Annotated in this window: 16 protein-coding genes; 12 read left to right on the forward strand and 4 right to left on the reverse strand. The window is 68.7% G+C overall.

The window, feature by feature from the left end; all coding sequences use genetic code 11:
• Nucleotides 1–42: 42 nt before the first annotated feature.
• The gene (locus ACNSN7_RS10880; protein ID WP_418282306.1) at nucleotides 43–477 is read right to left on the reverse strand and encodes an EamA family transporter; all 435 of its coding nucleotides are present in this window, start codon (nucleotides 475–477) and stop codon (nucleotides 43–45) included.
• Nucleotides 478–562: 85 nt separating this feature from the next.
• Nucleotides 563–820, reverse strand: coding sequence for a DUF7123 family protein (locus tag ACNSN7_RS10885; RefSeq protein WP_418282307.1), 258 nt, complete (start codon nucleotides 818–820; stop codon nucleotides 563–565).
• A 136-nt stretch (nucleotides 821–956) separates the two neighbouring features.
• Here ACNSN7_RS10885 and ACNSN7_RS10890 point away from each other — a divergent pair, with 136 nt between their 5' ends.
• From ACNSN7_RS10890 to ACNSN7_RS10920, 7 genes are all read left to right on the forward strand, one after another.
• Nucleotides 957–1,721: a VOC family protein gene (locus ACNSN7_RS10890; RefSeq protein WP_418282308.1), complete on the forward strand. Its 765-nt coding sequence runs from the start codon at nucleotides 957–959 to the stop codon at nucleotides 1,719–1,721.
• Between the two features lie 163 nt (nucleotides 1,722–1,884).
• Nucleotides 1,885–2,934, forward strand: coding sequence for an AAA family ATPase (locus tag ACNSN7_RS10895; protein WP_418282309.1), 1,050 nt, complete (start codon nucleotides 1,885–1,887; stop codon nucleotides 2,932–2,934).
• A 1-nt stretch (nucleotide 2,935) separates the two neighbouring features.
• A complete protein-coding gene (locus ACNSN7_RS10900) occupies nucleotides 2,936–3,592 on the forward strand; it encodes a protein sorting system archaetidylserine decarboxylase (protein WP_418282310.1) in 657 nt (218 codons plus the stop codon).
• Between the two features lie 33 nt (nucleotides 3,593–3,625).
• Complete coding sequence (locus tag ACNSN7_RS10905) at nucleotides 3,626–4,279, forward strand: HVO_2922 family protein (RefSeq protein WP_418282311.1); 654 nt, start codon at nucleotides 3,626–3,628, stop codon at nucleotides 4,277–4,279.
• An 86-nt stretch (nucleotides 4,280–4,365) separates the two neighbouring features.
• Nucleotides 4,366–5,373 (forward strand): ABC transporter ATP-binding protein, encoded by a 1,008-nt coding sequence (locus ACNSN7_RS10910; protein WP_418282313.1) that lies wholly within the window; start codon nucleotides 4,366–4,368, stop codon nucleotides 5,371–5,373.
• Nucleotides 5,370–6,203: an ABC transporter permease gene (locus ACNSN7_RS10915; protein WP_418282314.1), complete on the forward strand. Its 834-nt coding sequence runs from the start codon at nucleotides 5,370–5,372 to the stop codon at nucleotides 6,201–6,203. Before ACNSN7_RS10910 ends, ACNSN7_RS10915 begins: the two co-directional genes overlap by 4 nt.
• Before the next feature lie 147 nt (nucleotides 6,204–6,350).
• Nucleotides 6,351–7,610 carry a DNA primase gene (locus ACNSN7_RS10920; RefSeq protein ID WP_418282315.1) on the forward strand — a complete coding sequence of 420 codons (1,260 nt, stop codon included), beginning with the start codon at nucleotides 6,351–6,353 and terminating at the stop codon, nucleotides 7,608–7,610.
• A 3-nt stretch (nucleotides 7,611–7,613) separates the two neighbouring features.
• Here ACNSN7_RS10920 and ACNSN7_RS10925 read toward each other — a convergent pair whose 3' ends face one another.
• Nucleotides 7,614–7,841 (reverse strand): DUF7472 family protein, encoded by a 228-nt coding sequence (locus tag ACNSN7_RS10925; RefSeq protein WP_418282316.1) that lies wholly within the window; start codon nucleotides 7,839–7,841, stop codon nucleotides 7,614–7,616.
• Nucleotides 7,842–8,065: 224 nt separating this feature from the next.
• Between ACNSN7_RS10925 and ACNSN7_RS10930 the strand changes: the two genes are divergently transcribed.
• Nucleotides 8,066–8,806 (forward strand): hypothetical protein, encoded by a 741-nt coding sequence (locus ACNSN7_RS10930; protein WP_418282317.1) that lies wholly within the window; start codon nucleotides 8,066–8,068, stop codon nucleotides 8,804–8,806.
• A gap of 99 nt (nucleotides 8,807–8,905) precedes the next feature.
• The gene (locus ACNSN7_RS10935) at nucleotides 8,906–9,172 is read left to right on the forward strand and encodes an HAH_0734 family protein (protein WP_418282319.1); all 267 of its coding nucleotides are present in this window, start codon (nucleotides 8,906–8,908) and stop codon (nucleotides 9,170–9,172) included.
• A 29-nt stretch (nucleotides 9,173–9,201) separates the two neighbouring features.
• Here ACNSN7_RS10935 and ACNSN7_RS10940 read toward each other — a convergent pair whose 3' ends face one another.
• On the reverse strand, nucleotides 9,202–9,828 hold the full coding sequence (locus ACNSN7_RS10940; protein WP_418282321.1) for an L-threonylcarbamoyladenylate synthase: 627 nt from the start codon (nucleotides 9,826–9,828) through the stop codon (nucleotides 9,202–9,204).
• A gap of 235 nt (nucleotides 9,829–10,063) precedes the next feature.
• Between ACNSN7_RS10940 and ACNSN7_RS10945 the strand changes: the two genes are divergently transcribed.
• The 3 genes from ACNSN7_RS10945 (at nucleotide 10,064) to ACNSN7_RS10955 (ending at nucleotide 12,471) form a co-directional block, all read left to right on the forward strand.
• Nucleotides 10,064–10,816 carry a proteasome assembly chaperone family protein gene (locus tag ACNSN7_RS10945; RefSeq protein WP_418282322.1) on the forward strand — a complete coding sequence of 251 codons (753 nt, stop codon included), beginning with the start codon at nucleotides 10,064–10,066 and terminating at the stop codon, nucleotides 10,814–10,816.
• Between the two features lie 63 nt (nucleotides 10,817–10,879).
• The gene (locus ACNSN7_RS10950) at nucleotides 10,880–12,046 is read left to right on the forward strand and encodes a thiolase domain-containing protein (protein ID WP_418282323.1); all 1,167 of its coding nucleotides are present in this window, start codon (nucleotides 10,880–10,882) and stop codon (nucleotides 12,044–12,046) included.
• The gene (locus ACNSN7_RS10955) at nucleotides 12,043–12,471 is read left to right on the forward strand and encodes a Zn-ribbon domain-containing OB-fold protein (RefSeq protein WP_418282324.1); all 429 of its coding nucleotides are present in this window, start codon (nucleotides 12,043–12,045) and stop codon (nucleotides 12,469–12,471) included. The genes ACNSN7_RS10950 and ACNSN7_RS10955 overlap by 4 nt, the downstream gene beginning before the upstream one ends.
• Nucleotides 12,472–12,494: the final 23 nt, after the last annotated feature.

The following is a 12,494-nucleotide window of genomic DNA, read 5'->3' on the forward strand; positions in this document are numbered from 1 at the left end:
CCGCGGACCGGTTCCCCGGAGCGCCGTCTCTGCGTCGACCGATCACGTTCCGGAGACGAGATACACGGCCAGCGCGGCGAACACGATCCCGAGCGCCTTGCGCGCGGTGAACGACTCGCCCAAGAAGAGGAAGCCGATCACCGACGAGAAGACGAGGAACATCGCGAAGATGGGGGTAACGACGCTCACGGGTCCGAGCGCGAGCGACCGATACAGCGCGAGGATCCCGATCCCGAGGAACACGCCGGCGGCGAGCACGTGAACGACCTTCGGCGAGCCGAGATGCGCCGTGAACCCCTGTCCGGTGTACCAGAGGAGGCCGCCGGCCATGGTGACGAGCAGCGTGTTGGAGATCACGACTGCGACGTCGCTCGGCACGGCGTTCGGTCCGGTGGTCGCGACGCGCATGAGCGGGGAGACGAGCGCGTACGCGCCCATGGCGATGAGGGCATACGGGAGGTACGTGGTGGTCGTCATATCGACACCCTCACGGAGCGGCGACTTGTGCCTGCCGAACCCGGAAGCGTCCTCGTTCGACCGGTCGACCGGTCCACGTCCTCGATCAGTCCGCGGGGCGGACCCGCCACGTGGTCGCGTTGGCGTACGACCACGGCTCGATCTCGACGGCCGTCTCCGACTCCCGGATCCGGCCGATGAGCGTCCCGATCTGGGAGGCAGTGAGCCCGACGTCGTCGGCGATGAACTTCCCTTTAAAGTAGAACTCTCCGTCGGCGGCGCGACGCGCGAGGTAGCGTTCGAGTCGCGTCTCGGGGGCGAGGTCCTGTTCGCCGTCGTCGGCCGTGGCCGTTCCGCGTCTCATGCACGCCGGTACGACGACGCGTTTCAAATAGACGGTGAAGGCACAAACGACGGTTTTCGTTATCCGTTCGCAGGTGATCCGTCTCCCGACGTCAGCGGTCAGTATCCTTTTGAGGCGAGCGGACGGATCCTCGGGTATGTCCGGTCTGTTCGATCACGTGATGATCCGCGTCGAGGATCTCGAGGAGAGTCTCGACTGGTATGAAACGCACTTGAACTACGAGGAGAAGGATCGCTGGGAGGCCGAGACGTTCACGATCGTCTATCTCGGTCCCGAGGACGTCCACGAGGACGGCGCGCTGCTCGAGCTCACCTACAACCACGGCGATCACACCTACGAACTGGGCGACGCGTGGGGACACATCGCCGTGCGCGTCCCCGAGGACGAACTGCAGGAGTCGTACGACCAGCTGATGGCGGCGGGCGTCGACGACTACCGTGACCCGGAGTCGTGCGGGAACCGGTACGCGTTCGTGAAAGACCCCGACGGCCACGAGATCGAGATCGTGAAACGCGATCACGGCGCGAAGTGGAGCATCGATCACACGATGGTCCGCGTCGAGGACGCCGACGAGGCGCTCGGCTACTGGACCCGGAAGTTCGACTACGCGGAGACGGGTCGCTGGGAGTCGGACACGTTCGCGAACTACTTCATGAAGCCGGTCGACGCGCCCGAGGAGGCGATGTCGCTCGAACTCACGTACAACTACGACGGGCGGACGTACACGATGGGCGACGCGTGGGGGCACCTCTGCGTCCGCGTCGACGACCTCGACGAGGCGTGGGAGCGGCTGATGGAGCGGGAAGCGCCCGACTACCGGGACCCGGAGTCGTGTGATCACAACTACGCGTTCACCAAAGACCAGGACGGCCACGAGATCGAACTGATCGTCCGGGAGTAGTCGGGCGGCGCAGCGCGACGGTCCGACGACGGAAAAGCATCCGGGAGCGCGGCGGGACGGCGACGGAAGCATCCGAGAACGCGACGGGACGGCGACGGCAGGACGACGCCGAACGCCCCTCGGACCGACCGATTCTTGAGCGCGCGGGACGGAGGATCCGGTAATGGACGGACCGCTGTGGATCGACACGCACGCACCCGACCTCGGGGAGATACGGCAGGACGACGCCCGCGACCGGCTTCTGCGCGCCGTCGACGAGCCGATGAACCTCGTCGTGCAGGGACCGCCGGGCGTCGGCAAGACCGCCGCGACGCGAGCGCTCGCTCGCGAGGCCCACGCCGACCCGGACAACGACCTGATCGAGATCAACGTCGCCGACTTCTTCGATCGGAGCAAAAAGGAGATCCGAACGGACCCGCGCTTCGAGGGGTTTCTGGCGGGACGGAGCCGGATGGCGAAACGCGACATGATCAATCGCGTGTTAAAAGAGTCGGCGGCGTACGCGCCGATGTCCGGCACGTATAAAACGGTCCTCCTCGACAACGCGGAGGCGATCCGCGAGGACTTCCAGCAGGCGCTCCGGCGCGTGATGGAGCAGTACCACCGCACGACGCAGTTCGTCATCACGACGCGTCAGCCGTCGAAGCTCATCGCCCCGATCCGATCGCGCTGTTTTCCGGTCCCGGTTCGGGCACCGACCACCGACGAGACGATCGACGTGCTCGAAACGATCTGCGAGCGAGAGGACGTCGAGTACGACGCCGACGGGCTGGAGTTCGTCGCCAGCGCGGCCGCCGGCGACCTCCGACGGGCGATCCTCTCGGCGCAGACGACCGCGGTCGAGGGCGGCGAGATCACGATGGCGACGGCCTACGAAACGCTCGGCGAGGTCGGCGACGACGACGCGATCCGCGGGGCGCTCGCCGACGCACGAGCCGGCGATCTGAAGGACGCGCGAAAGACGCTCGGCTCCCTCCTCGACGACGGGGGGTACGACGGGGACGACCTGCTCCGCGAGACGCTCAGAGTCGCTCGGGCCGGCTCCGAGTACGGCGGCGACGACCTCGCCCGGCTCCACGAACTCGCCGGGGAGGCCGACCTCGATCTCACCGAGGGACTCGACGACCGGCTCCATCTGACCCACCTGCTCGCAGCGTGGGCCGCGGGACGGACCGAACTGCGCGCCGGATTCCGCGATCCGGTGGAGGCGTAGGATGGCCGGGTCCCGCACTCGCCGCCCCCTGCTCGCGCGGCTCCTCCCGTTCCCGGTCGTCGACGGGGGGTGGCGGCTGGCGCTGTACCCCGCGCTCGCGGCGGCCGTCGCGCTTCCCTTCGTTCCGCCCGTCGGCCTCGGCCTCCTCGCGCTCGCGGTCGGCGTCCTCTGGTTCCACCGCGACCCCGAGCGTGAGACCCCCGCGGTCGGCGTCGTCTCTCCCGCCGACGGCACCGTCTCCGTCGTCCGCGAGGAGGGGACGCGCCTCCGAGTGGGCGTGTTCATGAACGTCACCGACGTCCACGTCAACCGCGCGCCGCTTTCGGGCGAGGTGCGCGAGATCCGACATCGGCCGGGAGCGAATCGGCCCGCGTTCGACAAGGAGTCGGACCGCAACGAGCAGGTCGCGATCGACTTCGGCGAGTACGAGCTCCTGATCATCGCCGGCTGGTTCGCCCGCCGGATCCACCCGTCGGTCGGCGTCGGCGACGTCGTCGACCGAGGCGACCGCGTCGGCCACGTCTCGTTCGGCTCGCGCGCGGACGTGGTGTTGCCCGCGGACGTCGACCGTGAGGACCTGCTCGTCCACGAGGGCGACGACGTGCGGGCCGGCGAGACGATCATCGCGGAGCGGCCGGGAGACTCCGAGGAGCAGTAGAGTTAACAGTCGTCCGATCGACCTCGTACCCGTATGTCCGAGGAAACGATCCACGAGTCGAAACGGTCCCGCAGCCGACAGGCGATCGCCACGTACTTCCGCCGGATCGCCGACGCGCTTGGGCGCGGCGAACCGGTCCCCGCCGACGAGGAGGGAACCGTGACGGTCGATCCGGACGCCGAACCGGAGCTCGGCGTCGAGGTCGAGCGGGGAGCGGACGGCTCGGTGAGCCTCGCCGTCGAGATGGAGTGGCCGGAGGGGGACGGCGACGTCGACACCGACGCGGCCGCGAGCAAGGCGACCTTCGAGCTGTACGAGGACGCCGCGGACCAGTGGCGATGGCGACTCGTCCACGACAACGGGAACGTCATCGCCGACGGCGGGGAGGGGTACGCCTCCAAGGCGAACGCCGAGAAGGGGCTCGCGAGCGTCAAGCGGAACGCACCGGGCGCACACGTCGTCGACGAGTCGAAAGACGAGGCGGCTCCGGAGGAGGGCGGCAGCAACGCCACGTTCGAGCTGTTCGCTGACGCCGCGAGCGAGTGGCGATGGCGACTCGCCCACGACAACGGGAACGTCATCGCCGACGGCGGGCAGGGGTACTCCTCGAAGCAGAAGGCGAAACAGGGGCTCCGAAGCGTGCAGGCGAACGCGCCCGGTGCCGCCGTCGAGGAGACTGACGAGTAGGCAGGACAGCGTGGCACCGCCGGCGATCGGGGAGCGCACTCGCCGAGTTCGTACCGTTTAACCCCGACGACGGCATCGGCTCGTCCATGACGAACGCACTGGAGGTCGAGGACCTCCGGAAGAGCTACGGGGACGTCGACGCCCTGAACGGGGTCTCGCTGACGGTTCCGGAGGGCTCCTTCTTCGGGCTCCTCGGCCCCAACGGCGCGGGCAAGACGACGTTCATCAACGTCCTCGTCGGGCTCGTCCGCGCGTCCGGCGGGTCCGCGCGGGTGTTCGGCCACGACGTCGAGGACGACTACCGGCAGGCGCGCGACCGCGTCGGAGTCGCGCCACAGGAGTTCAACGTCGATCGGTTCTTCCCGATCCACGAGGTGTTAGAGCACAAGGCGGGATATCACGGCGTCTCCCACGAGGCGGCCGCCGAGCGGGCCGACCGCGCGTTACGGCAGGTCGGCATCCACGACAAGCGAAACACCCGGTTCGACTGGCTCTCCGGCGGCATGAAGCGTCGGTTCATGCTCGCGAGGGCGCTCGTCACCGATCCGGATCTCCTCATCCTCGACGAGCCGTCCGCAGGCGTCGACGTCCAGTTGCGTCGGGACCTGTGGGAGCTCGTCATCGAACTCAACGAGCGCGGAACGACGGTCCTCCTCACGACCCACTACATCGAGGAGGCCGAACGCCTCTGTGACGAGGTGGCGATCCTCGACTCGGGGCGAGTGCTCACCGTCGCCTCCCCCGACGAACTGATGGACCGCGGTGCCGACCACGTCGTCGTGCGGCTCCGAGAGCCCCCCGCGAGCGCCCGTGACCTGCCCGACGACCTCGCTGCGGACGACCGGATCGAGGCGGTCGATCTGGACGACGATCGGCTCGTCGTCACCGCCCGTCAGGGGGGGCTCGTCGCTCCCGACATCGTCCGCGAACTCGACGATTCGGGGTTCGGGATCGTGGATCTGGAGATCAAGCGCACCTCTCTGGAGGAGGTGTTCGTGGAGATGACGCGCCACGAGGACGGTGAGGCGGACGGTGAGACGGACGCTGACGGGAACGGCCCACACACGGTCACAGCCGGGGAGGGTGCCGAATGAGCGTTGACGCGCCGGACGGCCCCGATGGACCCGTCGCCAGCGATGCACGGATCGTCGATCGTACCGGCTTCCTCACGCTGACGAAACGGGAGGTCCTTCGATTCATCCGCCGTCCGACCAACACGTTCGCGCCGCCGCTCATCACGAACGTCCTCTACTTCTCCGTGTTCGGCGTCATCCTCGGCGAGCGGGTCGGAACGATCACGGGCGTCCCATACATCCTGTTCATTCTCCCCGGACTGATCGTTCTCGGTGCGGTGTCGAACAGCTTCGAGAACGCCTCCTTCTCCATCTTCCACGGGCGATGGAACGAGTACATCCACGAGGTGCTGACCTCACCGCTCTCGTACACGAGCATGGTGTGGGCGTACGTCCTCTCGGCGGCGACCCGCGGACTCCTCGTTGGCGGACTCATCGCCGTGCTCGGGTGGGGGATCATCTCCGGGCTGTATCAGCCGGTTCCGGTCGAGGAGCCGCTGTACCTGATCGCCTTCCTGGTCGTCATTACGTTGCTTTTCGCCAGCCTCGGTGTCATCGGGGGACTGATCGCGACCGACTTCGACGATCTCACCGTGATGAACCAGTTCATCCTCCGCCCGCTCGTGTTCTTCGGCGCGGTGTTCTACTCGCTGGAGGACCTGACGCCGCTGTTGCGCGATATCTCGTTGATGAACCCCATGGTGTACATGGTTAACGGCGTCCGGTACGGCTTCCTCGGCGTCGCGGAGGTCAGCCCACAGCTCTCGCTCGCGGTGCTGTCGGGGATGACCGCCGTCGCCGTCACCATCGACGTCGTCATGTTCAAGCGCGGCTACGGGCTGACGGACTGACGCGACTCGGAGTTCGCGGACTGACACGGTTCCGGGCTGACGGACTGGCGCGACTCGGAGTTCGCGGACTGCCCCGAGGATCGGGCCTGCCCGGTTCGAGGACCGATCGCACCGCTTATTCGCGACCCCTCACTACCACAGGCCGACATGGACGCGCTCCACGCCAAGTACCCGTTCTTCGAGGCCGCCCGCGGTGCGGTCGCCGAGGCGACCGTGTCGCTCCCGGAGTTGGTCGCGACGGACGCGCCGGCGGTCGAGCGGGCACGCGAGCGCGTCGAGCGCGCCCTGATGGAGGGGACCGTCGAGTCCGAAAGCGGCGAGTTCGGCGACTCGGGGTACGGCGTACAGGCGGAGCTGCTCTCGTACCCGATCGCGCGGATCCTCGTGTCGCTGCTCGACTCGTCGCCGGCGATCGAGAAGTACGCGGCCGCGGAGGCGGCGACCGCGGCCGAGCGGTTCCACGAGGACTTCGACCGGGACGACGAACTGCGGTCGCGGTCGACGCCCACGGTCGAACTCGACGACGTCCTCGCGGAGTTCGATCTCGACGGTGCGGTCCGCCCGGAGTCCACCGGGCGGTCGCGAACCCCCGCTCGCTACCGGATGGCGGTCGGGCCGTATCTCCGGCTCACGTCGCCGTCCTGGGGCCCCTCGTGGCGGCTCGTCAATCGCGAACTGGCGAACGGGGAGCTTCGGGTCGAGCGGGCGGAGCTGCTCGACGCGCTGGAGGCGGCCGTCGAGGAGCGCGTTCGCGAGGGGCTCCCCTTCGAGCTGGAGGCCGGCGAGGGGATCGCGGCGGAACTGGAATCGCAGGTCGCGGACCTCAAGCGACTCCTCTCGGAGCGGACGTACGGTGAACCGGTCGACGTGATCGCGCCGGAGCTGTTCGCCCCCTGTATGACGAACCTGATCGAGAAGGCCGAACGCGACGTGGAGCTATCGGCCCCCGAGAGCTTCGCGCTGATGGCGTTTCTGGTCGGGATCGGGATGACGCCGGACGAGGTCGTCGAGTTCTGTGCGGACACGAGCCTCGACGCCGAGGGGATCCGGTACCAGACCGAGTACCTCCGTGACGATCGCGGGAGCCAGTATCCGCCGCCGACCTGTGACACGCTGTCGAACTACGGGATCTGTCACAACGAGGACGACCACATGCGGGACGCGGTCGATCCGCTCGCGTACTACCGGACGCGGCTCGACGACGCCGACGACGTGACTGATTGGCGGGACCGACGCGGTACGGACGAGGAGAGCGCGGGCGACACGGTTGCTGACGCGGAGAGCGCAGGCGACTCGGTTGCTGACGCGGAGAGCACGGGCGACGCGGTTGCTGACGCGGATCGCACGGACGAGGAGAGCGCGGGCGAGGACCGCGGAGATGCCGGATCGACGACGGAGCGATCGTGACGGCTACTCGTCGTCCGAGCCGGCCGCGCTCGCTCGGATGAGGTACGCGCCGACCACAGCCATCAACAGGACGAACCCCGTGAGCAACCCCAGAAGCGCCAGCGCGCCGTCTTCCGGCAGCCCGTTCGGCTCGCCGTACGTCATCCCGATGGCGATCAGCCCGGCCACGAAGGCCGCGGCCGCCAGTACGGAGACGGTGATCTGCCGACGGAGCTCCGCGTCGATTTCCATGCCTGCGGGTTCCCGTCGCCGCTAAAAAAGGACTTCGAAGCCCCTGACGGGGGCCGAAGGCGCTCGCGGCACCCGGTCGATGGACCGCAATCGAACGACGAGGGGTCGACGTCGGACCCACACGAACGTACCGAGCGCACCAAAAGCGGCAACTTCAGCCGCATGCTTAACTCCGTTCAGCCCCTTAGATCACACGTTGGAGGCCACACCTCCGTGATCAACTCATGACGCACACGCGAAACCCGTCCGCGTCATCCGCCGTCGACAGGACGATTCCGTCCGTCTCCCCGCCCACGTCCGACCCGGAGGGGGGATCCGTCGACCGAGAAGAGGCGTCCGTCGACCGAGAAGAGGCGTCCGTCGACCGAGAAGAGGCGTCCGTCGACCGGGAGGATCGATCGACCAGGGCCCGGACGGAGTCGATGACCGTCCGCCCGCTTCGCGACCGTCGGTACGTCGTCGAGACGGCCGGCGGAACGTACGTCGTTGCGCTCGATGCGGGCACCTGTACCTGCCCCGACCACGCGATCAGGGGTTCACACTGCAAGCACCTCCGGCGGGTCGCCATGGAGGTGACCGACGGAACCGTGCCCGCCCCGGACGAGCGCGTCGGCGTCTGTGCGGTCTGTGGCGGCGAGACGTTCGTCCCGTCCGCTGCAACGGGACCGGCGCTGTGTGAGGACCACGGGCACGACCCCGGGGCCATCGTCCGCGATCGAGAGACGGGGAACCGCCTCGTCGTGCTCGCCGTCACCGACGAGCGAGCGGACGAGTATCGGACCGAGGAGAACCGGATCATCGCGTCGTACCCCACCAACGCGGACTACGGGGCTCACGAGCCGGTCGTCGAGGCGGTGTACGTCGAGTCGCTCCGTCCGGAGTCGGACGGCCGCGGGATCACCGACGCGAAGCGGTACGGGTTCCCGGCGTCGCGACTGGTTCGGGTGGCCGGGGATCGGCGCTGACTCGGCGACGGTCGGGTCGAGGCCGATCCGGCGACGTCCGAGTTGAGGACGGTCGCAGGTATCGAAGCGATTAAGCGCCGAACCCGCCAACCCCGAGGTATGCAACACCTCATCGTCCGCGGCGACCCCGGGATCCGCAAGGACGCGATCATCGAGTACGAGGGTGAGGAGCTGATCTGCTTTTCGATCAACAAACAGGGCGAGTGGCACGGCCCCGACGAGCCGCAGCTCTGGTGTACCGTGGGCACCGAGGACGAGCGCGAGGCGTACGAGAAACGCGAGTACGTTCCCCACTGGCTCGACGTCGACACCATCGACGCCGAGGAGCTCGACGTGATCAGAGCGAAGGGCGAGCTGTCCGTCTGATCGGGCGGTACTCACACCGGCGGAATTACTTATATCGGCGGGTCCGCGAGCCACGCGTCGATCGCGTCCGCCATCGCGCCGCGCCGGTGGATCCTCCCCGCTTCGGGGTCGACCACCGTGCTCTCCGTGCCGGCGGTCTCCCCGTCGTCGACGATCGCGGCGACGCCCGCGCGGATCCGGGCGTCGAGCTCCCCGACTCGCCGCACGCTCCCCGACCCGGAGACGTTCGCGCTCGTCGCCGTGAGCGGTCCGGTCTCCCGGAGCAGCGCGAGCGCGACGGGGTGGTCGGGGACGCGGATCCCAACCCGGTCACGGCCGCCGGTCAGGGCGTCCGGCACGGACGGCCCGCGCTCGACGACGACGGTGACGGGGCCCGGCAGGAACGTACGCATGAACGCGGTCGCCGCGTCGCTCGGTCGGGTGTGTTCCAGCGCCGCATCGACGCTCTCGACGCCGAGCGAGAGCGGGTCCGATCGGTCGCGTCGCTTCAACTCGAAGACCAGTTCGACGGTCGTCGGGTCCAGCGCGTCCGCGCCGAGCCCGTACACCGTCTCCGTCGGATAGACGACGGCCTCTCCGTCCGCGACCGCGGCGGCGGCCCGGCCGATCGACGCACGGGTTTCCGCCGGGATCCGATCGCTGTCGTCGACGGTCACGACCGTCGGTTCGGGGCCGACCTGAAAAAGGGTCACGGGTTCGGAAGCGGTTCTCGGGGTGATCGACCGTCACGAGCCGACGGGATAGGGTGTCGAGTGATCGCACACCTGTAGCGCGCGGATCGGGGAGGCGTGCCGTCGTATACGCCCGTTTCTGTCGAGGTGGGCGTCTGCTCGCTGCGGGCATCGTACGGAATAGCCATGCTCTTGTGACCGCCGCCCGGACGGGTACGGTATGAACGACATCGAGATCGACGAGGTCGCGACGCCGGAGCTCGACGACCCGGTACTGATCGAGGGGTTGCCGGGCGTCGGCCACGTCGGGAAGCTCGCGGCGGAGCACCTGTTAGAGGAGTTCGACGGGGAGCTGGTCCGGCGGGTGTACGCGACGGAGTTCCCGCCGCAGGTGAACGTCGATGACGAGGGCGTCGCCGAGCTCACCTGCGCGGAGTTCCACGCGGTGCGGACGGACGGCGCGGACATGCTCGTGTTGACCGGCGACCACCAGGCGGGAACGAACGCCGGTCACTACAAGCTCACGTCGACGTTCCTCGACGTCGCGGAGTCGTTCGGCGTGGAACGGGCGTTCGCGCTCGGCGGCGTCCCGACCGGCGAGCTCGTCGAGGAGTACACGGTTCTCGGCGCGGTGTCCGACGCGGAGGGAAAAGCCGATCTGTCCGACGCTGGCGTCGAGTTCCGGCCGGACGAGCCCGCGGGCGGCATCGTCGGCGTCTCCGGACTCGTCCTCGGACTCGGCGGTCGTCGCGGGCTCGAGGCGGCGTGTCTGATGGGCGAGACGAGCGGCTACCTCGTCGACCCGAAGAGCGCCCGGGCCGTGCTGGAGGTGCTCGAAACGCTCCTCGCGTTCGAAGTCGGCTACGAGAGCCTGGAGGACCGCGCCGAGGAGATGGAGGAAGTGATCGGCAAGATACAGGAGATGCAGGAGGGGCCGAGCGCCGCGGACGACGAACTGCGATACATCGGGTAGCGCTCCGCCGTCCCGGACGAACGGCCGGCAGACATATGGCTCGTCGTCGACCACCGATCACGTATGACCGGAGTACGCGTCGCCGGCGTCGGACTCACGCGGTTCGGACATCATCCGGAACGAACGGGCCGAGACCTGTTCGCGGCGGCCGCGCTTCGCGCGTTCGAGGACGCGAGCGTGCCGCGATCGGACGTCGATCAGCTCAACTACGGCAACTTCATGGGTGCGATCGCGGAGCGACAGGGCCATCAGGCACCGCTCATGGCCGAGGCGGCCGGGCTCGGCTGTCCGGCGACGCGCTACGAGGAGGCGTGTGCCTCCGCCGGCGTGGCGGTCCGCGAGGCGGTCCGGACGATCCGGAGCGGCGAGGCCGACGTGGTCGTCGCCGGCGGCATGGAACGGATGACGAATCTCGGAACCGACGGGGCGACCGAGGCGCTCGCGATCGCGGCCGACGACCTCTTCGAGGTGAACGCCGGGACGACGTTCCCCGGCGCGTACGCGCTGATGGCTCGAGCGTACTTCGACGCCTACGGGGGCGATAGGACGGATCTGGCACACATCGCGTCGAAGAACCACGAGAATGCCCTCGATAACGAGTACGCGCAGTACCAGCGCCGCGTCTCGGTCGAGGAGGCGCTCGGCTCGCCGCCGGTGGCCACCCCGCTTCACCTGTACGACGCCTGCCCGATCACGGACGGCGCGAGCGCGCTGGTGCTCGTCTCCGAGTCGTACGCGGCCGCCCACGACCTCGACGCCCCGGTCGCCGTAACCGGGACGGGGCAGGGGACGGACAACATGGCGCTCGCCGATCGCGAACACCTCGCTCGGACGCCCGCCGCCGCCGATGCGGCCGCCACCGCCTACGGGGAGGCGGGGATCGGTCCCGACGACGTCGACGTCGCGGAGGTCCACGACTGTTTCACGATCGCGGAGGTGCTCGCGATCGAGTCGCTCGGTTTCTTCGAGCCGGGCGAGGGGATCTCGGCCGCGCGTGACGGCGAGACGACCGCCGACGGCGACCTCCCGATCAACCTCTCGGGCGGACTCAAGGCGAAGGGACACCCGGTCGGCGCGACCGGCGGGTCACAGATAGTCGAGCTGACGCGGCTGCTCCGCGGCGATCATCCGAACAGTGACCGGGTATCCGACGCGACGGTCGGCGTCACGCACAATGCGGGCGGGACCGTCGCGAGCGCGGTTGTCCACGTGCTGGAGGTGGCGGAATGACCGAGTCATCCGACCGCTCGAACGGTGCCGCCGAAGCCGACGCCGTCCGCAACGCCGGCTACGACGACTGGCTCGACGCGCTCGCCGAGGGCGACGGGTACTACCTCGAGTCCCCCGAGGGCCACGGGTCGCTCCCGCCCCGTCGAGTGTGTCCGCACTCCGGGTCCACCGACCTCTCGGAGGAATCGTTACCGGACGTCGGCGCGGTCGAGTCGTTCACGGTCGTCCACGTCCCGCCGCCGCGATTCGCCGACGACGCGCCGTACGTCACGGCGATCGCCGACTTCGGCCCGGTCCGGATCACGGGCGTGCTTCGTGGCGTCGAACCCGACGACGACGCGATCCCCCTCGGACTGGCGGTCGAGGTCGATGTCGAGCACCGGGAGACCGACGGCGAGCGGGTCGTCGTCCTCCGTCCCGAGTGAACTACCCTACCCTATCCTACCCT

The organism is Halorubrum rarum (assembly GCF_048380895.1).
Classification (GTDB): domain Archaea; phylum Halobacteriota; class Halobacteria; order Halobacteriales; family Haloferacaceae; genus Halorubrum.

Coding starts and splice junctions, on each gene's coding strand:
- ACNSN7_RS10880 (WP_418282306.1), bottom strand. CDS start 477: ATGACGACCACCACGTACCTCCCGTATGCCCTCATCGCCATGGGCGCG.
- ACNSN7_RS10885 (WP_418282307.1), bottom strand. CDS start 820: ATGAGACGCGGAACGGCCACGGCCGACGACGGCGAACAGGACCTCGCC.
- ACNSN7_RS10890 (WP_418282308.1), top strand. CDS start 957: ATGTCCGGTCTGTTCGATCACGTGATGATCCGCGTCGAGGATCTCGAG.
- ACNSN7_RS10895 (WP_418282309.1), top strand. CDS start 1,885: ATGGACGGACCGCTGTGGATCGACACGCACGCACCCGACCTCGGGGAG.
- ACNSN7_RS10900 (WP_418282310.1), top strand. CDS start 2,936: ATGGCCGGGTCCCGCACTCGCCGCCCCCTGCTCGCGCGGCTCCTCCCG.
- ACNSN7_RS10905 (WP_418282311.1), top strand. CDS start 3,626: ATGTCCGAGGAAACGATCCACGAGTCGAAACGGTCCCGCAGCCGACAG.
- ACNSN7_RS10910 (WP_418282313.1), top strand. CDS start 4,366: ATGACGAACGCACTGGAGGTCGAGGACCTCCGGAAGAGCTACGGGGAC.
- ACNSN7_RS10915 (WP_418282314.1), top strand. CDS start 5,370: ATGAGCGTTGACGCGCCGGACGGCCCCGATGGACCCGTCGCCAGCGAT.
- ACNSN7_RS10920 (WP_418282315.1), top strand. CDS start 6,351: ATGGACGCGCTCCACGCCAAGTACCCGTTCTTCGAGGCCGCCCGCGGT.
- ACNSN7_RS10925 (WP_418282316.1), bottom strand. CDS start 7,841: ATGGAAATCGACGCGGAGCTCCGTCGGCAGATCACCGTCTCCGTACTG.
- ACNSN7_RS10930 (WP_418282317.1), top strand. CDS start 8,066: ATGACGCACACGCGAAACCCGTCCGCGTCATCCGCCGTCGACAGGACG.
- ACNSN7_RS10935 (WP_418282319.1), top strand. CDS start 8,906: ATGCAACACCTCATCGTCCGCGGCGACCCCGGGATCCGCAAGGACGCG.
- ACNSN7_RS10945 (WP_418282322.1), top strand. CDS start 10,064: ATGAACGACATCGAGATCGACGAGGTCGCGACGCCGGAGCTCGACGAC.
- ACNSN7_RS10950 (WP_418282323.1), top strand. CDS start 10,880: ATGACCGGAGTACGCGTCGCCGGCGTCGGACTCACGCGGTTCGGACAT.
- ACNSN7_RS10955 (WP_418282324.1), top strand. CDS start 12,043: ATGACCGAGTCATCCGACCGCTCGAACGGTGCCGCCGAAGCCGACGCC.